Source organism: Flavimaribacter sediminis (assembly GCF_019492055.1).
GTDB lineage: Bacteria > Pseudomonadota > Alphaproteobacteria > Rhizobiales > Rhizobiaceae > Flavimaribacter > Flavimaribacter sediminis.
On record NZ_JAICBX010000003.1, the window covers coordinates 651311 to 669155 of the forward strand.

A 17845-nucleotide genomic window follows, 5' to 3' on the forward strand; every position below is an offset into this window, starting at 1 on the left:
TGGCGCGCGAGCCGCCATGGTCCTATATCAAGTCTCGAATTCTTCCCGGAGCTTTTTTCATGAGCGAAGCCGCAAGCCCCATTCCTGTTACAGTCCTGACCGGTTATCTCGGCTCAGGCAAAACCACCCTTCTCAACCGGATCCTGACGGAAAACCACGGCAAACGCTATGCGGTGATCGTCAACGAGTTCGGCGAGATAGGCATCGACAATGATCTCATCGTCGAATCCGACGAAGAGATCTACGACATGAACAATGGCTGCATCTGCTGCACCGTGCGCGGCGATCTGATCCGCGTAGTCGAAGGCCTGATGCGCCGCCCGGGCCGCTTCGACGCGATCGTGGTGGAAACGACAGGCCTCGCCGATCCCGCGCCCGTCGCCCAGACATTTTTCATGGATGACGATGTGCGGTCGAAAACGAGGCTGGACGCCGTCGTCGCGCTTGTCGACGCCAAACACCTGCCATTGCGTCTGAAGGACAGCCGCGAAGCCGAAGACCAGCTCGCCTTCGCCGATGTGGTGCTGCTGAACAAGACCGACCTCGTCGACGCAGACGAACTCGAGCGCATCGAACAGACGATCCGGTCGATCAATCCGTCGGCGCGCATACACCGTACGGAACGCGCCGCGATCAATCTCGAAAAGATCCTCGACCGCAACGCCTTTGACCTGCAGAAGGCCCTTCAGAACGATCCGCATTTCCTCGACCACGACGATCCCGGGCATGTCTGCGGACCGGATTGCGATCACGACCACCACGACCACGATCATCACCATCACGGTCACGACCATCACCACCATGATCACCCGTCGGACATTCACGACACCAGTATCCAGTCGATATCGCTGAAGGCCGGCCCGCTCCGGCCGGACCTGTTTTTCCCCTGGATTCAGTCGATCACCCAGAATGACGGTCCTTCCATTCTGCGTCTCAAGGGAATTATCGCCTTCGACGGCGATGACGAGCGTTATGTCGTTCAGGGCATCCACATGCTGATCGAGGGAGATCACGAGCGCGTCTGGAAGCCTGACGAAAACCGCGAAAGCCGGATGGTTTTCATCGGCCGTGATCTCGACGCCGAGAAATATCGCCGAACCTTCGCAGCCTGTCAGGCCTGAGCGTCTCTCGCAAATGGCCACAGTCGCGCCTCTGGACCTTGACGCTCACTGTCTTGCCGCCGCCTTTCTGGGCGATGTTCCGTTCTTTGCTCTGGTCGACGGGACCGTCCACTGGCTCGACCACGGCCATCATCATGCCCAGCTCTGCGACGGCATGGTTTCAGCCAGCGCCGATCCGTTTTCCAAGCGGCTGCTCATCGGTGGCGAAGACGGGAAGGTCGGGAGCATAGACGGTAGCGGCGAGACACGAGAAATCGCCTCGCTGCCCAACAAGTGGATCAACAGCGTTGCCGCCGGACCGCGCGGGAGCGTCGCCTACAGCGCGGGCCGGTCGTCCTATGTCGTCCTTGAAGGCGGGAAAACGCACGAGTTTGCCGAACAGCGCACCGTTGAGGGGCTGGCATTCGCCCCGAAGGGCATGCGGCTCGCCGTCGCGCGCTACAACGGCGTGTCGCTGCACTGGATCGGGACCCAGGCGGCGGCGGTCGATCTCGAATGGAAAGGCGCGCACACCGACGTCGATTTTTCACCGGACGGCGCTTACGTGGTGTCGACCATGCAGGAAAACGCCTTGCACGGCTGGCGGCTGAAGGACAATCGGGACATGCGCATGAGCGGCTATCCGGTCAAGGTCAAGTCGCTGAGCTGGAGCGCAAAAGGCAAATGGCTGGCGACGTCCGGAGCGCCGGCCGCGATTGTCTGGCCCTTTACCGGCAAGGACGGCCCGATGGGCAAGTCGCCGCTGGAACTCGGCACGCGCGGCGACCAGATGGTCACCTTCGTCGCCTGTCACCCGTCGGACGATGTGGTGGCGATCGGCTACACGGACGGGATGGTGCTCGCAGTTCGTTTCGGAGATCAGAAGGAAGCGGTGATGCGCAGAGGCGGAAACGCCCCGATCAGTTCCATGGCATGGAACAGCCGGGGCGTTCAACTGGCGTTCGGCTCGGAAGCCGGAGAGTGCGGGGTTATCGACCTGTCGGCCTGAGCGACGTCAGATCACGTAGGACCGCAACGGCTCGAAACCGTTGAAGGCGACCGACGAATAGGTCGACGTGTAGGCGCCCGTGCCTTCGATCAGCACTTCGTCGCCGATGGTCAGCGACACCGGCAGCGGATACGGCACCTTTTCGTACATGACGTCGGCGCTGTCGCAGGTCGGACCGGCGAGCACGCAGGGCTCTACAGCGTCGCTGTCGCGCGGCGTGCGGATCTGGTAGCGGATCGCCTCGTCCATGGTTTCGGCGAGACCGCCGAACTTGCCGATGTCGAGATAGACCCAGCGCAGATTGTCGTTGTCGGCCTTGCGCGACACCAGAACCACTTCCGCCTTGATCACGCCGGCGTTGCCGACCATGCCGCGGCCCGGCTCGATGATGGTCTTCGGAATACGGTTGCCGAAATTGCGGCTCAGCGCTTCGAAGATCGCCTGGCCATAGGCCTGGGCGGTCGGAACGTCCTTCAGGTAACGGGTCGGAAAACCGCCGCCCATGTTGACCATCTGCAGCTGAATGCCCTGCTTCAGCAGCGCGTCGAAGACGCGGCGCGCATCGGCGAGCGCCCGGTCCCAGGCCTCCAGGTTGGTCTGCTGCGAGCCGACATGGAAAGAAACGCCATAGGCTTCGAGGCCGAGGTCGTTCGCATAGCCGAGAACCTTCGACGCCATATCAGGAACGCAGCCGAATTTGCGCGACAGCGGCCATTCGGCGCCTTCGCCGTCGGTCAGCACGCGGCAGAAGACCCGTGCGCCGGGCGCTGCACGGGCGACTTTCTCGACTTCCTCGCAGGAGTCGACGGCGAACATCGACACGCCGAGATCATGGGCGCGCGCGATATCGCGCTCCTTCTTGATCGTGTTGCCGTAGGAGATGCGGTCGGGCGTCGCGCCGGCTTCGAGAGCCAGTTCGATCTCGACGACCGAAGCGGCGTCGAAGTTGGAGCCAAGCGAGGCCAGCATCCGCAGGATTTCCGGGGCCGGGTTCGCCTTGACGGCGTAAAAGATGGCGCTGTCCGGCAGCGCACGCGAAAAGGCGCTGTAATTGTCGCGCACAATGTCGAGATCGACGACGAGGCAGGGGCCGTCGGGTCGTCGGGTGTTGAGAAAATCGCGAATTCGATCAGTGGTCATTACACTCTCCCAATCGGAGCGCCTTGCGCTCCTTTACCGGACGGATCCGGTAGACAAAGGGTATCTCATAGTTGCCGCCTGCCAGGCGTTGGAGAACCGGGCATGCGACGCATATGCGACACGACGAGGGACGACCGCCCCCAATGAGCGATACGTCTGGCTTTGTCTGCCTTGGATTGGATGGGAGTCCCAACCGCACTTCCGGCAATGAAGGTGTGCCTCTAGCAGTAACCCCGGCGTTTGGAAGGCCGGCAGACACCATAAAGGCCCGCACCGTCGTTGCTTCAAGATGTCCTCGCTCTGAAGGTTGGCCGACAGAACGACTGGAGGGGTTAGTTCCAGGTACCTTACCGATGACCTCACCAATTCGAGGGTCGGCGGACACCCACAGGCACGTGCGACTTTGGGCAAGACGCAGATAGTCGTTGCCGCTGTTATAATCAAGTAAAAACTTGCAACGAATTTGCATGGCTGTATTGCATCCAATTTCGTTGAACGACATATAAGCCACAGTTCAGTATATTGAGACAATGAGCGCGACAAAAATGCCATCCGACGCCTGGAACGCATTCATGGAGAGCCCCGGCCCCGAGGTCGCGTCCAGCGGCGCGGGACCGCTTGCGGGATGCAGTCTCGCGGTCAAGGATATCTACGACGTGGCGGGCTACGTCACCGGCCGGGGCAACCCCGACTGGAAGAACGAAACCGGTCCGGCGGAGCGCACGGCGCCGTCCGTTCAGATCCTGCTGGACGCGGGCGCCAGTTTCACAGGCAAGACCCAGACCGACGAGCTGGCCTTTTCTCTCACCGGCGACAACGCGCATTATCCGAGACCGATCAATCCGGCCGCGCCAGATCGCGTCACCGGCGGATCTTCCTCCGGTTCGGCGGCCGCCGTGGCGGGTGGCCTTGCCGATATTGCGACGGGTTCCGACACGGGAGGCTCGATCCGTGGCCCGGCCTCGTTCTGCGGCCTGATCGGGCTCAGGGCGACGCACGGCGTGATATCTCTCGAAGGAACGATGGCGCTCTCCCCCAGCCTCGATGTCTTCGGCTGGTTCGCGCGCGACATGGAGCTCTACGAGCGGGTCGCCGGCCTGCTGCTGCCGGATTCCGACGCACGGTTCACCCGGGTCAAGCGACTGCCCGAGATGGAAGCGCTGCTTCTTGCACCGGACGCGCGAGAGGCCTACGAAACCATGCTCGCAAAGACGCAGGGCGTGCTTGGCGCTGCTGGTGAAACAGCAATAGAAAGCCTCGACGCCGATCAGAGATATTGGTGTTTTCGAAACATCCAGGCCCATGAAGCCTGGCGCGAACATAGCGTCTGGATATCTGCGAAGGATCGCCACCTCGGACCGGGCGTCAGGGAACGTTTTGACTATGGCGCAACCATCGACCGCCAGACCTATGACGAGGAGACCCGGCGCAGGCGTGACCTGACGCGGGAAGTGGAGCAACTGCTCGGCGACGACGGGCTGATCCTGATGCCGACCATGCCTGGAGCCGCGCCGCTCGCCGACGCATCCTTCGAAGCCATTCAGGATTATCGCGAAAGGGCGCTGCGCATGTTGTGCCTGTCGGGATTGACCGGCATGCCGCAACTGACCCTGCCGATGGCGACGGTGTCGGATGCGCCTTTCGGATTGTCGCTTTTCGGGCCCGCCGGATCCGACCGGGCCCTGCTGCGGCTGGGCCGGCGCATCCTCGAGGCCGCCAACGGGAGTTGATCATGGACTCACTGACCAGAATTCGCGCTTTCATCGACGTCGTCGAGGCCGAGGGATTTTCCGCCGCCGCCCGCAAGAACGGTCGCTCGAAGGCGCTGCTTTCGAAATATGTCCGGGAACTGGAAGACGATCTCGGAGCCCTGCTTCTCAACCGGACCACCCGCCAGTTTTCCCTGACGGAAGCCGGCCACACCTATTACCGCACTGCCTCCGACATCTTGAAGGAGATCGACAACCTGGCGGATCTCGTGCGCGAGAACAACGCCGACCTCAAAGGCACGATCCGCATTTCCGCGCCACGCACCTTCACGGACGCGCAAGTCGGGCGCTGCATGGTGGAGTTTGCAAAGGCCAATCCCGAAATCAGGCTGGAAATAACCTCGGAAGACCGGTTCGTCGACCTTGTGGAAGAAGGCTTCGACGTCGCCATCCGCATTACCCGCCTGGCCGACTCCGGACTGATCGCCCGCAAACTGGCGCCGTTCCGGGTCTTCGTTTGCGCCAGTCCCGACTTCATGGCCAGCCACCCGGATCTCAAGGAGCCGACCGATCTTGCACGGGTTCCCTGCATCACCGACACCAACACAAGATCGCTCAACAACTGGCAGTTCAAGGGCAAAAATGACGCGATGGTCTCGGTAACGGTGAAGGGTCCGATGGAAATCAATAGCCCGATGGCCAGTCTGGAGGCCGCAAGATCGGGGCTTGGCGTCGCCCTGTTGCCGGATTTCATCGCCTGGCCTGCAATCCGCAACGGCGAAATCGTGAGCCTGTTCGAAGACCGCCTTCAGGATGATTCCGGCATCTACGCGGTCTATCCGCACCGGCGCTACCTCCCGGCCAAGGTCCGCGCCTTCGTCGACTTCATGGCCGCCTGGTTCAAACAGAATCCAGGATGCCATGCGGCATTGTAACAGGTGCATTCCTGCCGCAATCCGGGTAATATGGGGCAACCGATCAAACAACCGCCTCAATCGCCTGCCAGCACACAAGGATTGTCGATTCCGTGAAAGATCCGATCGCATGAAGACGCTGATCACCGCAGGATGCCTCGCCCTTGCTTCCGCTTCAGCGGCGGCCGCCCATCCGCACGTCTTTGCGGAGGCCCGGCTTGAGGTGATCATCGACGACAAGGGCGGCGTCGACCAGCTGCGCCATGTGTGGCGCTTCGACGAACTGTTTTCCTCGACCGTGATGCTGGATTTCGACGCCAACGCCGATCTCGAGCTTGAAGACGACGAACTCGCGGAAGTCGGCACGGTGATCAAGGATTCACTGGCCGATTACAACTACTTCACCTTCGTGACGAAGGACGGCAAGGAAATCAGCGTCACGCCGCCCGATGTCATTCACGCCGATTTCCAGGACGGGCAATTGCTGCTCTTCTTCGCAGTCAAGCCGTCGGAAAAAATGTCCCTGACGGGCGACATGTCCTTCGGGACCTACGATCCGACGATGTACACCGCGATAGAGTTCTTCAACGACGAGGACATGGTCGTCAAGGGAAACGCAGGCGCATGCAGTCGCAAGGTGATCAGGCCCGACGCCGACGAGATCATTTCGCAGAACCAGGACATGCTCACCGACGCCTTCTTCAACGATCCGGCGGGCAATGATTCCTCGAAATTCTTCGCCACCAGGCTTCAAATATCCTGCTGATGTCTGACGGGCGCAAGACAGCGATCCTGATTTGCCTCGCCTGCGCGCTCGCTCTGGCGCTGTCCGACGCGGCGCTCGCTCAGTCGTCTCTCGGCATCGGCGCGGCGGAGCCCGCCATCAAGACGGATGGACTGTTCGGCTCAGTCATGAGCTGGATCAATACCCAGCAGCAGACATTCTACCGCTCGCTTTCGACGGCGCTCAAGGCCATGCGCGACGACCCGACGAAACTCTGGGTGCTCATCGGGCTGTCCTTCAGCTACGGCATCTTCCACGCTGCAGGCCCCGGGCACGGCAAGGCCGTGATCTCCTCCTATCTGATCGCCAATGAGCAGGCGCTGCGCCGCGGCGTTGCGATTTCCTTTCTCGCCGCAATCATGCAGGGGCTTGTCGCGATCGGCGTCGTGGGCGTCACCTATTTCGCGTTGCGCGGAAGCGGAATATCCATGACCGTTGCGACCTGGTGGCTCGAGATCGCCAGTTATGCGTTGATAGCAGGTTTCGGCGGCTGGCTGCTGTTTCGCAAATTGCGCCCGTCGCCGGCGCATGACGATCATCACCATCACGTGGTTGGTCCCGATGGAGCATGCGCGACCTGCGGCCATTCCCATGCGCCGGATCCGGTCAAGCTCCAGTCAGCGGATTTTGATCTGCGCGGCGCCTGGTCGGCCATCGTCGCGATTGGTCTGAGGCCCTGTTCCGGCGCGCTGATCGTGCTGACGTTCGCGCTTCTGAACGGACTTTACCTTGGCGGGCTCCTGTCGGTCGCGTCCATGTCGATCGGAACCGCAATCACCGTCTCCATACTCGCCACCCTGGCCGTGACCGCCAAAGGGGTCGCCGTGCGTTTCGCAAGCACGGAATCGGCGGCCATGCGTGTCACCCACGTCATCGAGATCGCCGGCGCGGCGCTGGTTCTGATCCTCGGGCTCACACTGCTGACCGCCGCGCTCCAGGCCTAGGCGTTTTCGTGCGCCTGCCCGACGGCACGACCTTCGGCGCCGTCCTTCTAGCCGCAAGGTCAATTATCGCGTATTGCTCCTTCCTGAACGGCTACGCCGCATCGACACCTAGGAGGAGAATACTTTGAGCGACGCCAACAAGATCCTGCTGCCGACATCTCTCGTCGGTTCCTACGCCATGCCGCAATGGCTGATTAACCGCGACAAGCTTGCAGGCCGGTTTCCGCCGCGCACCCGCGCCAGGGAATTGTGGCGAGTCGACCCAGAATTTCTGGAAGAGGCCCAGAACGACGCGACGCTGCTCGCCATTCGCGATCAGGAGCGCGCCGGTCTGGACATCATTACCGACGGCGAGCAGCGCCGGGAAAGCTATTCCAACCGCTTCGCAACCGCGCTTGAAGGCGTCGACATCGACAATCCGGGAACGGCGCTCGACCGCTCCGGCCATCCCAATCCGGTGCCGCGCGTGGTCGGAAAAATCCGCCGCAAGCACGCCGTCGAGGTCGAGGACGTGAAATTCCTGCGCGCCAACACCGACCGCCGCATCAAGATCACCGTGCCTGGCCCCTACACCATGTCGCAGCAGGCGCAGAATGATTTCTACGACAGCGAAGCCGAGATGGCGATGGACTACGCCGCCGCCGTCAACGAGGAAGTTCGCGACCTGTTCGAAGCCGGCGCCGACATCGTACAGCTCGACGAGCCCTACATGCAGGCGCGGCCGCAGACGGCCGAAGAATACGGACTGGACGCGTTGAACCGGGCGCTTGACGGCGTCACGGGCGAGACCGCCGTGCATATCTGCTTCGGCTATGCGGCGATCATCCACGAACGTCCGGAAGGCTATTCCTTCCTGCCGCAGTTTTCAGCCTGCAAATGCAACGCCGTCTCGATCGAAACAGCCCAGTCCAACCTGGATTGCAGTGTGCTGGAAACGCTGCCTGACAAGACGATCATCCTCGGCGTGCTTGATCTCTCCGACATGACCGTTGAAACGCCAGACGTGGTCGCCGAACGCATTCGCAAGGGATTGAAGCATCATCCGGCGGACAAGATCGTCGTCGCGCCTGACTGCGGACTGAAATACCTGCCGCGCGACATCGCCTACGGCAAAATGAAGGCCATGGCCGACGGCGCCGCGATCGTCAGGAAAGAGCTGCAGTAACCAGCGAACGTTCAGCCTTCATCCGGGTCGCCGTCATGGCGCTGCTTGTAAAGTCCGCGCAGCCAGAAGACGGCGAAGAAGGCGAGCACGCATAGCACTGCGATCACGATGGCGAGCCAGGGTGAGATTTCGCCGAGAAACAGCATGATCTGCGGCATGAAGTAGAACAGGCCGAAGGCCCCCGCGAGGATGATCGCCGCCGCAATCGCGGAAGCGCGGTCATTCCTGGTCATTGGACTTCCTTTTTGGTCTCAACTCTTCAAGTCTTCGGATCTGCCTGCCCTCACTATCGAAATTCGCAGGATCGAGCCATTGCTCGAACGCGTTGCGAAGAACCGGCCACTCGCCGTCGATGATCGAGAACCAGGCGGTGTCGCGGTTTTTGCCCTTGACCACGGCGGCCTGCCGGAAAACGCCTTCCGGCGTCATGCCGAAACGCAGCGCCGCGCGTTTCGAAGGCCCGTTCGCGTTGTCGCATTTCCATTCGAAGCGTCGATAGCCGAGCGTATCGAACACATGGCGCGCAAACAGGAAAAAGGCTTCGGTCGTGACCGGCGTTCGGGCGATCATGCTGCTCCAGTAGATATGGCCGATCTCGATGACGCCCATACCTTCTGTGATCCGCATCAGGGTCTGGCGGCCGCCGACGACCCCTTTCTCCCTGTCGATCACGACGAAGTAAAGCGGATCGTCGCTTGCCTGCGCGGTGTCCAGCCAGGGTTGGAAATCGGCGCGGGAGGACGGCGGAACCTCCGGCAGGTAGGTAAAGCGCGCGGCCGCGTCGTCGACCGTCGCGGCAGAAAACAGGCCGTCTCCATGCCTGGCCGCCGACAGCGGCTCCAGTCGGGCGAAGCGGCCTTCCAGCGCCTTGCGTTCAGGCCGGGGACAACCGGTCCAGTGTTCGAGATTTCGTGCCATTGCGCCCGATCTGCATGTTTACGGATATCCATCTACAGGTTAGAGCAGGTCGTGACCAGATCGAACAGGTCACGGATCGACCATTGCTATCCGGGAGAGAGACTTGAAAACCGTTGCGGCCTTCGACCGTCTGGGAGAGGAAAACGCCTTCGCCGTTCTTGCCCGCGCTGCAGCCCTGCAGGCTTCGGGCCGGGACATCATCAATCTTGGCATCGGCCAACCGGACTTCAAGACGCCGGCGCATATCGTCGAGGCGGCCGTAAAGGCGCTGCGCGACGGTCAGCATGGCTATACGCCCGCAAACGGGCTGCAGGCTACCCGCGAAGCCGTCGTCCGCCGAACCCTGACCACGACCGGCGTCGAGGTCCCGGCGGATCGCGTTATGATCATGCCTGGCGGCAAGCCGACCATGTTTGCGGCGATCATCATGTTTGGCGAGCCGGGCGCCGAAATCCTTTATCCCGACCCCGGCTTTCCGATCTATCGGTCGATGATCGACTATACGGGCGCGACGGCCGTGCCGGTGCCGATCCGCGAGGAAAACGGTTTCGCCTTCTCCGCAGAGGAAACCCTGTCGCTGATCACCGACCGCACGCGGTTGCTGATCATCAATTCGCCCGCCAATCCCACGGGCGGCGTGACACCCCGCGCCGAGATCGAGAAGCTGGTTGCGGGTCTTGAAAAATTCCCCGGCGTCGCGATCCTCTCCGACGAGATCTACGACGTGATGACCTATGACGGCGAAACGCATACGTCGCTGTTGACCTTTCCGGAGATCCGCGACCGGCTGATCGTCCTCAACGGCTGGTCCAAGACCTGGGCGATGACCGGATGGCGCATGGGCTGGTCGATCTGGCCGGACGGGCTTTACGACAATGTGCGCAAGCTGGCGGTCAACTGCTGGTCTTGCGTCAATGCGCCGAGCCAGTTCGCCGGCGTTTCGGCGATCGACGGACCGCAGGACGAGGTCGACGCGATGATCGCCTCCTTCGACCGGCGCCGCAGACTGGTGACCGAAAAGCTTGAAGGCGTAAAGGGCGTGAGCTGCATCCTGCCCAAGGGCGCTTTCTACGCCTTCGCCAATATTCGCGACACCGGATGGAAATCCAGGAAACTGGCCTCGGCCCTGCTTGAGGAGACCGGCGTCGCCACCGTTGGCGGTCCGGATTTCGGCACATTGGGAGAAGGCTACATCCGCCTCTCCTGCGCCGCTTCCGACGATGACATCGCCGCCGCGATCGAGCGGATCGACCGGTTTCTCAACCCGGCGTGAAACCGAACCGGCCGCCGCCTACCGCGTGACGATCTCCGGCCCCATCAGCGCATAGGGCAGCGTGGTCGAAAGCGCCGGCAGATAAGTCACGAGGATCAGGAAGACGAACAGCACGGCGACGAACGGAAGCGCCGCCTTGACCACCTGCATCAGGCTCATCCCCGTTATGCCTGACGTGACGAAGAGGTTGAGCCCGATTGGCGGCGTGATCATGCCGATTTCCATGTTCACAACCATGATGATGCCCAGATGCACCGGATCCACGCCAAGTTCCATGGCGATGGGGAAGACAACCGGCGCCACGATCAGCAAAAGGCCCGACGGCTCCATGAACTGACCGCCGATCAGAAGCAGCACGTTGACGGCGATCAGGAAGGTGAACCAGTTGAAGCCGATCCCGATCATCGTTTCCGCAATCGACTGAGGAATCCGCTCTCCGGTCAGCACATGGGCGAACAGCAGCGCGTTGACGATGATGAACATCAGCATGATGGTCGTGCGCGAGGCGTCGACCATGACCTTGCGGGTTTCCTCGTTGAAGAAGGCGCGCAGGAAATTGCGTCCCATCAGGCCAAAATTGCGTCCCCAGACCGGAAATCCCGCTGTGAGATAGGACGGTAAGGCGGAAACGCCGCCGGTTCCCCGCCATAGTGCATAGGCGATGGTGATGGCGACGGACAGGATCACCCCGACCCAGAAGCGGTGGGCAAGCGTCACGGTTTCGGAATCGGCGGTCGCGAAGAATGACAGTATCATCCAGACGAAGAAGAAGGCGAGGCCATAGACGGTCGCCGAAAAGCCGACGCGCCGACTGTCGGAATCGGTTTCCGAAACCCAGGGGATTCCCTTCATCGGACCCATGTCGCGATAGATGAAGATCGCCACGAAGAAGGCGTAGACGGCGGCCACCGCCGCCGCTTCGGTCGGCGTGAAGACACCGCCATAGATGCCGCCGAGAATGATGATGATCAGGAACATGCCCCAGCCGGCCTGTTTTCCGCCCTCGACCAGTTCGTGCACGCCCTTCCAGGGCTCGGCCGGCAGGTTCTTGTAGCGGGCCATGACATAGATCGCGATCATCAGCATCAGACCGGCGACGATGCCCGGAATGACGCCGGCCAGAAACATCCGGCCAACCGAAACATCGGTCGCGGCCGAATAGACGACCATCACGATCGACGGCGGAATGAGGATGCCGAGCGTGCCCGCATTGGCGATCACGCCAGAGGCGAACTCCTTCGAGTAACCGACCTGGCGCATGCCGGCGATGGCGATCGTGCCGATTGCGACCACGGTGGCGGGCGACGATCCCGATAGCGCCGCAAACAGCATGCAGGCCAGCACGCTCGCCATGGCCAGCCCGCCGCGAAAACTGCCAACGGCCGCGATCGCGAAGCGGATGATCCGGTTGGCGACGCCTCCGGTCGACATGAAGGCGGAGGCGAGAACGAAGAATGGAATGGCCAGCAGCGTGTAGTTCTGCGACGCCGTGAAGAGCTGCAGCGCCACGGACGACATGGAGTCGGCCGAGAAGAAGGCGATGATCAGGATGGAAGACAGCCCCAGGGCCACGGCGACGGGAACGCCGAGAAACAGCAGGACGAGAACGAGGATGAAGAGAATGGCTGCGGTCATCTCGAATCAGTCCTTCAGCACGTTGCGGTTTTCAGCGACGAGATCTTCCGCCTCGTGTCCGGCGATGATCAGGTCGCGTTCGCCCGTCCATATCTGGATCATCGCCTGAAGGCCGCGGAATGCGAGAAGCGCGAGACCGACCGGCAGAATGAGATAGGCGATCCAGCGCTGGATCCGGTCCTGCAGTCCGAAGGTTTCCTGCATCCATTCCGGATAACGCAGATCATCGAGACCGATGCCGATCTGGAACATGCGGTTCCAGTAAAAGATGGCTCCGCCCTTGGTGTCGGCGCCGAACAGATTCAGCCACGACGCCCACAGCAGGGTGATCGCATAGGCAAACACGCAAAACGCGCCGAACAGCGCGGCGACGCGGAAAAGCCGCGCGGGAAACAACCGGATCACCGCATCGACGCCGAGATGCAAGCCGGCGCGCGCGCCATAGCTCATACCGAAAAGAATCATCCATGCGAACAGGATGCGGGTGAATTCAAGCGCCCCGCCCCACCCGGAATTGAAGCCGTAACGCGCAATGACCTGGGAGAAGGAGACAATGGTGATAAGCGCCAGCAGCACCGCCAGCACATTTTCCTCGAAACGAGCGATCGCTTCAGGATTAGCCCGTTCGACAAGAAAAAATATCACGACGACGAGCGCCATGATCCCGTAAATAATGAATTCCCCCATTTCGCCCTCCCCGTGACGAAGTCTTGGATGCCCGCAATCACGCGGGCATCCGGTTTATCCGGTGAACAATCAGCTGCTTGAGTTGGAATCCACAGCAGCCTGGATGACATCTTCACCAATGTCGTCCTTGAACTGGTCCCAGACGGGTCTCATCGTTTCGACCCAGACCTTGCGCTGCTCGGGCGTAAGCTCGCGAATTTCGCCACCCGCGGCGATGATGCCCTGCTTGGCCTGCTCATTGATTTCAGTTGCTTGGGCGTTGGCCTTCCGCACTTCTTCGGCGAAGATCGTCACGAACTGCTCGCGAACATCCTGAGGCAGGCTGTCCAGCCAGTCGGTCGAGGTGATCGCGAGATAGGTGAGAAGCTGGTGGTTGGTCTCGGTGACGCCATCCTGCACTTCAAAGAACTTCTGCTTGTAGATGTTGGACCACGTGTTCTCCTGACCGTCCACAACGCCGGTCTGCAATGCGCCGTAAACTTCCTTGAAAGCGAGTTTCTGGGCGGAGGCGTCCATCGCCTCGATCATGGCGACCGCGACGTCCGATGTCTGAACGCGGAACTTCAGGCCATGCGCGTCTTCCGGCGTCAGAAGCGGCTTGTTCGCCGAAAAATGCTTCAGGCCGTTATAGATATAGCCAAGACCGGTATAGCCCTTGTCCTCGACAGCGCCGAGCATCTCCTGTCCGACCGGGCCTTCCGTGAAGTTGTTGACTGCATCCATGGAAGAGAACAGGAACGGTAGGTCAAAGAGACGATACTTCTTTGTATAGGCCTCGAACTTGGAAAGCGAAGGCGCGGCGACCTGAACGTCGCCAAGCAGCAGGGCTTCCATCACCTTGTCGTCGTCGAACAGCGTGGAGTTCGCATAGACCTCCATGCAGGCCTTGCCGTTCATTTCTTCATTGATGCGCGCCGCAATCGCGTTGGCGGCGTCGCCCTTGGGATGGCCGCTGTCAGCAGTCACGTGGCTGAACTTGATGACGATTTCGCCATCGTCGCAGGCAGCCATCGCCTGACCTGCCGATGCGAAGAGTGCGATTGCCGAAACGGCGCCGAGTAATTTCTTCATAGTCTCCTCCAGAGAGCCCTGGCTCTTGCTGTTAGCGAACGGCTTTGGCCGTTCGACTTCATTTGCTCATCCGGCTCGGGGCCGGCTCGATACGTCATGCTGTTTCAGGGATGCGCTTCGATCTTCAGTGTCGATACGAAACTGCCCCTCCCGAAAGACAACGTGCCGTCGCCACATCTTAAGCAAGCATCATGCCAAACCCGGGGAGGCCCGGCAATTATCAAAATTTATGTATGAATCAGAAAGACTTGGGAAGATTGCGCCGTGTCGGACCGCACAGGCGCTACGGCGACATTGGGTAGCCTGCGACACAATCTGAAAGCGGCAATGGGTAGGATTCTACACATCGGCCTGTTCGTCTTGGCCGACGTCCTCCACATCTGCGGTCACGCCGAGTCGCTTCATCTTGTCGTAGAGCCCTTTTCGGGAAATTCCGAGCGCCTCGTACACCGGTCGCAACGCGCCGTTATGGCGCGCTATTTCAGCTTCGATCGCCGCCTTTTCGAAGGCGGCCACCCGCTCGGCCAGCGTCGCGTCCGGATTGCCGGCGACGTCTGACCGGTCGTCGAAACCCGACCACATACCAAGCACAAAGCGGTCGGCGTAGTTGCGCAGTTCCCGCACGTTGCCCGGCCAGTCATGCGACAGCAATTGCAGTTCCAGGGCGTGGTCGATCGGCGGTATCTCCCTTCGATACCGGGCGCGCGCGTCCCGCGCCAGGTGGAAGAACAGCAGCGGAATATCGTCCTTGCGATCCCTGAGCGGCGGCAGGGTGAGGGTCACCACGTTCAGCCGATAATAAAGATCGGAACGGAATGCGCCCTTGCGCCCTTCCGCCTCCAGGTCGAATTTCGTGGCGGCCACGAAGCGCACGTCGAGCGGAACGAGATCATTCGAGCCCAGTCGTTCAATGCAGCGATGCTCGATCGCTCGCAGCAATTTGGCCTGCAGGTCGAGCGGCATGGACTCGATCTCGTCGAGGAAGATCGTCCCGCCATTGGCGTGTTCGAGCTTGCCGATGCGCTGTTTCTGCGCCCCAGTAAAGGCGCCGGGTTCGTGTCCAAACAGTTCCGACTCGAAAATGTCGGCCGGCAGCGCAGCGCAATTGATGGCCACGAAATTGCCGCCGGAACGCGGGCTGTAATCATGCAGTGCGCGGGCGACGACCTCCTTGCCGGATCCGGTTTCGCCGACGATCAGCACATCGGCGTCGGTGTCCGCGACCGTGCTTATCTGACCGCGCAGTTTGACGATCGGCGCAGAGCGGCCGGCAAGCCGCTGGATCAGGTCGTGGCGTTGGTCCAGTTCATTGCGCAATGTCCGGTTTTCAAGGACAAGCCGGCGTTTCTCCAGCGCCCGCTCGACGACCGTGGACAATCTGGAGACGACAAAGGGTTTCTCGATAAAGTCATAGGCGCCGGCCCGCATCGCCTCGACCGCCATCTGCACGTCGCCATGCCCGGTGATCAGGATGACCGGGTAGGCGGAATCGACAGCAAGAATTTTCTTCAGCAGCGCCATGCCGTCGTCGCCCGGCATTCGAATGTCCGTGACGACCACCGCATAATCGTCACGCCCGAGCCGCGCGATAACGTCTTCCGAGCCCGCATGCGCCGTGACCGGCAGGCCCTCGAGTTCCAGCCCCTGGGCGAGCGCATGGCGCAAATCCTCGTCGTCGTCGACCAGATGAACTGTCGGGGAACCGTCGCTCACTACTCCGCCGCCTCCCTTTGGCTGTCGACGGACTGCAGCCACACCACGAACCGCGCGCCGCCGAGCGCGCTCTTTTCCAGAGAGATCCGTCCGCCGAAATCACGCACGATGCCGCTGGCGATCGAAAGACCGATGCCGATGCCGCTGCCGACGCTCTTGGTCGTGAAGAAGGGCTCGAACACGCTGTCGGCGTTCTCGTCGGACACGCCCGGCCCGTCGTCGTCCACGCAAGCGGCAACATTGCCCTCGTCGTCGCACGACAGGCTGACGACGATCCTGCCATGTCCCCTGTCTCCGATGGCGTCGACCGCATTGTTGATCAGATTGACGAAAACCTGCGAAAGGCGGATGCGTCCGCCGAGCACCTGAGGCAGGTCGTCCGGCGGGTTCCATTCGATCACGATGCCGGCCTTGTTCGCCCGCGGCTTCGTCAACATCAGGGCTTCGTCGACAATCGGGGCAAGCGTGACAGGCTTCACGCTCGTGCCGGGTTTGCGAGAAAAGGAAAGCAGGCTGCGCGACAGCCCCGCCATGCGATCGACCAGACCTGTAATGCGGCCGAGATTGTCGCGGACGCTGTCGATGCGATCCTTTTCGAGCAGCCTCACCGAATTGTCGGAATAGGTGCGGATCGCCGCAAGCGGCTGGTTGAACTCGTGGCTGAGCGCAGCGGACATCTGGCCGAGCGCGGCCAGTTTTCCGGCCTGAACAAGTTCGGCCTGGGCCTTGCGCAAGCGCTCTTCGGCCTGTCGCCTTTCGTCGATTTCCTGCGAGAGGGAGAGGTTGGTTTCGCGCAAGGCGCGGGTGCGTTCCCGGACCAGCCGCTCTAGCCTCAGCGCCGCCGATCGATCTCTGCGCATGCGCAGGATTTGCGCCTCGCGCCATTGCACGAGGGCGAACAGACCGGCGCCGATCAGCAACACCACGAGGCCGGCGATGACGCCGCCGACGAGGCTCGCCGAAAACAGCGGCCGCCTGTCGGTCAACACATGCAGCTGCCAGTCAAGAAGCGTCAGGTCTCGGGAAAGGTCGCTGCCCGGAAGCACGCTGTCCCCAACCCGATACCTCAGAGCCTCGCCGTTCACCGAGGCGAGGGAAGAAAACGGCTGCAGGCGCCATTCGGGTCGGTTGCTCAGGAAGACCGTGCCCGTACGGTCGATCACATAGACAGGATCCGGCGACAGCGACCAGGTCGCCTCCACCGCGTCGAAATTGACGTAGACGGCCACATGTCCGATCAGCCGGGAGCCTCGCCGGACGCCGAAGGCGAAAGCGTAGACGCGACGGCCGTCGCCAGTAATCAGCGCCTGGCGGCCGAGCCGGCCCTGCGCCGAAGCGTCAAGCAGAGCGCGTTGCTGTTCGTGTGATATGGGAAAGTCGTAATCGGCTGACGCCAGCACGCTGCCGTCTGGCCGCAAAAACGCCACGTCCTCTGCGCCCGACATGCCGGAAACCTCGATCGCCTTGCGCTTCGCCTCCGCCGCGTCGCCGGAGCCTTCGAAAAGCGCGATGACGGAATCTTCATGCGCCAACAAAGGCGGCAGCAATCGGTATTTGTCGAGGATTCCGGTCAGCGCCTCCGTCTGTACGGCGAGCGTTTCCGCCGCCCGGACCTGCAACTGTCTTTCCGCCTGCATGCGCAGGAACAGACCGCCGCCATAGGCGGCGGCGGCGCCGACGACGAACGTCAGGAGCAGGACCGCCAGCTGCAGCTGGCGAAACGACCTGCGAATGGTGTATCCGCTGACCATTCAGGCAATTTATGCAGTTTTTTCGCAGAACG

16 protein-coding genes are annotated in these 17845 nt (G+C 61.5%); 8 read left to right on the forward strand and 8 right to left on the reverse strand.

Annotated features, from left to right (window positions below; translation table 11 throughout):
* Nucleotides 1-59: 59 nt before the first annotated feature.
* Complete coding sequence (locus K1W69_RS18740; protein ID WP_220229940.1) at nucleotides 60-1121, forward strand: CobW family GTP-binding protein; 1062 nt, start codon at nucleotides 60-62, stop codon at nucleotides 1119-1121.
* Nucleotides 1122-1134: 13 nt separating this feature from the next.
* Nucleotides 1135-2109 (forward strand): WD40 repeat domain-containing protein, encoded by a 975-nt coding sequence (locus K1W69_RS18745; protein ID WP_220229941.1) that lies wholly within the window; start codon nucleotides 1135-1137, stop codon nucleotides 2107-2109.
* 6 nt (nucleotides 2110-2115) lie between these two features.
* Here the strand turns inward: K1W69_RS18745 and odc2 are convergent, their stop codons facing one another.
* Nucleotides 2116-3249, reverse strand: a complete 1134-nt coding sequence (odc2, locus tag K1W69_RS18750; protein ID WP_220229942.1) for an ornithine/lysine decarboxylase — start codon at nucleotides 3247-3249, stop codon at nucleotides 2116-2118.
* 530 nt (nucleotides 3250-3779) lie between these two features.
* Here odc2 and K1W69_RS18755 point away from each other — a divergent pair.
* The 5 genes from K1W69_RS18755 (at nucleotide 3780) to K1W69_RS18775 (ending at nucleotide 8765) form a co-directional block, all read left to right on the forward strand.
* Nucleotides 3780-4979, forward strand: a complete 1200-nt coding sequence (locus K1W69_RS18755; RefSeq protein ID WP_220229943.1) for an amidase — start codon at nucleotides 3780-3782, stop codon at nucleotides 4977-4979.
* Nucleotides 4980-4981: 2 nt separating this feature from the next.
* Nucleotides 4982-5893 (forward strand): LysR family transcriptional regulator, encoded by a 912-nt coding sequence (locus K1W69_RS18760; protein WP_220229944.1) that lies wholly within the window; start codon nucleotides 4982-4984, stop codon nucleotides 5891-5893.
* 109 nt (nucleotides 5894-6002) lie between these two features.
* Nucleotides 6003-6638 (forward strand): DUF1007 family protein, encoded by a 636-nt coding sequence (locus K1W69_RS18765; RefSeq protein WP_220229945.1) that lies wholly within the window; start codon nucleotides 6003-6005, stop codon nucleotides 6636-6638.
* Nucleotides 6638-7600, forward strand: a complete 963-nt coding sequence (locus K1W69_RS18770; protein ID WP_220229946.1) for a nickel/cobalt transporter — start codon at nucleotides 6638-6640, stop codon at nucleotides 7598-7600. Before K1W69_RS18765 ends, K1W69_RS18770 begins: the two co-directional genes overlap by 1 nt.
* A 178-nt stretch (nucleotides 7601-7778) precedes the next feature.
* Nucleotides 7779-8765, forward strand: coding sequence for a uroporphyrinogen decarboxylase family protein (locus K1W69_RS18775; RefSeq protein WP_220230028.1), 987 nt, complete (start codon nucleotides 7779-7781; stop codon nucleotides 8763-8765).
* A gap of 11 nt (nucleotides 8766-8776) precedes the next feature.
* On the opposite strand, the gene K1W69_RS18780 is transcribed toward K1W69_RS18775, so the two are convergent.
* Both K1W69_RS18780 and K1W69_RS18785 read right to left on the reverse strand, forming a co-directional pair.
* Nucleotides 8777-8998: a hypothetical protein gene (locus K1W69_RS18780; protein ID WP_220229947.1), complete on the reverse strand. Its 222-nt coding sequence runs from the start codon at nucleotides 8996-8998 to the stop codon at nucleotides 8777-8779.
* A complete protein-coding gene (locus tag K1W69_RS18785; protein WP_220229948.1) occupies nucleotides 8985-9683 on the reverse strand; it encodes a GNAT family N-acetyltransferase in 699 nt (232 codons plus the stop codon). Before K1W69_RS18785 ends, K1W69_RS18780 begins: the two co-directional genes overlap by 14 nt.
* A gap of 103 nt (nucleotides 9684-9786) precedes the next feature.
* On the opposite strand from K1W69_RS18785, the gene K1W69_RS18790 reads away from it, so the two are divergent.
* Nucleotides 9787-10956, forward strand: coding sequence for a pyridoxal phosphate-dependent aminotransferase (locus K1W69_RS18790; protein WP_220229949.1), 1170 nt, complete (start codon nucleotides 9787-9789; stop codon nucleotides 10954-10956).
* Between the two features lie 18 nt (nucleotides 10957-10974).
* Here K1W69_RS18790 and K1W69_RS18795 read toward each other — a convergent pair whose 3' ends face one another.
* The 5 genes from K1W69_RS18795 to K1W69_RS18815 form a co-directional block, all read right to left on the reverse strand.
* Entirely contained in the window at nucleotides 10975-12591 is a 1617-nt protein-coding gene (locus K1W69_RS18795) for a TRAP transporter large permease (protein ID WP_220229950.1), read from the reverse strand.
* A gap of 6 nt (nucleotides 12592-12597) precedes the next feature.
* Nucleotides 12598-13278 carry a TRAP transporter small permease gene (locus tag K1W69_RS18800; RefSeq protein ID WP_220229951.1) on the reverse strand — a complete coding sequence of 227 codons (681 nt, stop codon included), beginning with the start codon at nucleotides 13276-13278 and terminating at the stop codon, nucleotides 12598-12600.
* Nucleotides 13279-13347: 69 nt separating this feature from the next.
* Nucleotides 13348-14349, reverse strand: a complete 1002-nt coding sequence (locus K1W69_RS18805; RefSeq protein WP_220229952.1) for a DctP family TRAP transporter solute-binding subunit — start codon at nucleotides 14347-14349, stop codon at nucleotides 13348-13350.
* 339 nt (nucleotides 14350-14688) lie between these two features.
* Nucleotides 14689-16062, reverse strand: coding sequence for a sigma-54-dependent transcriptional regulator (locus tag K1W69_RS18810; protein WP_220229953.1), 1374 nt, complete (start codon nucleotides 16060-16062; stop codon nucleotides 14689-14691).
* Nucleotides 16062-17813, reverse strand: coding sequence for a sensor histidine kinase (locus tag K1W69_RS18815; RefSeq protein ID WP_220229954.1), 1752 nt, complete (start codon nucleotides 17811-17813; stop codon nucleotides 16062-16064). The genes K1W69_RS18810 and K1W69_RS18815 overlap by 1 nt, the downstream gene beginning before the upstream one ends.
* Between the last annotated feature and the right edge of the window lie 32 nt (nucleotides 17814-17845).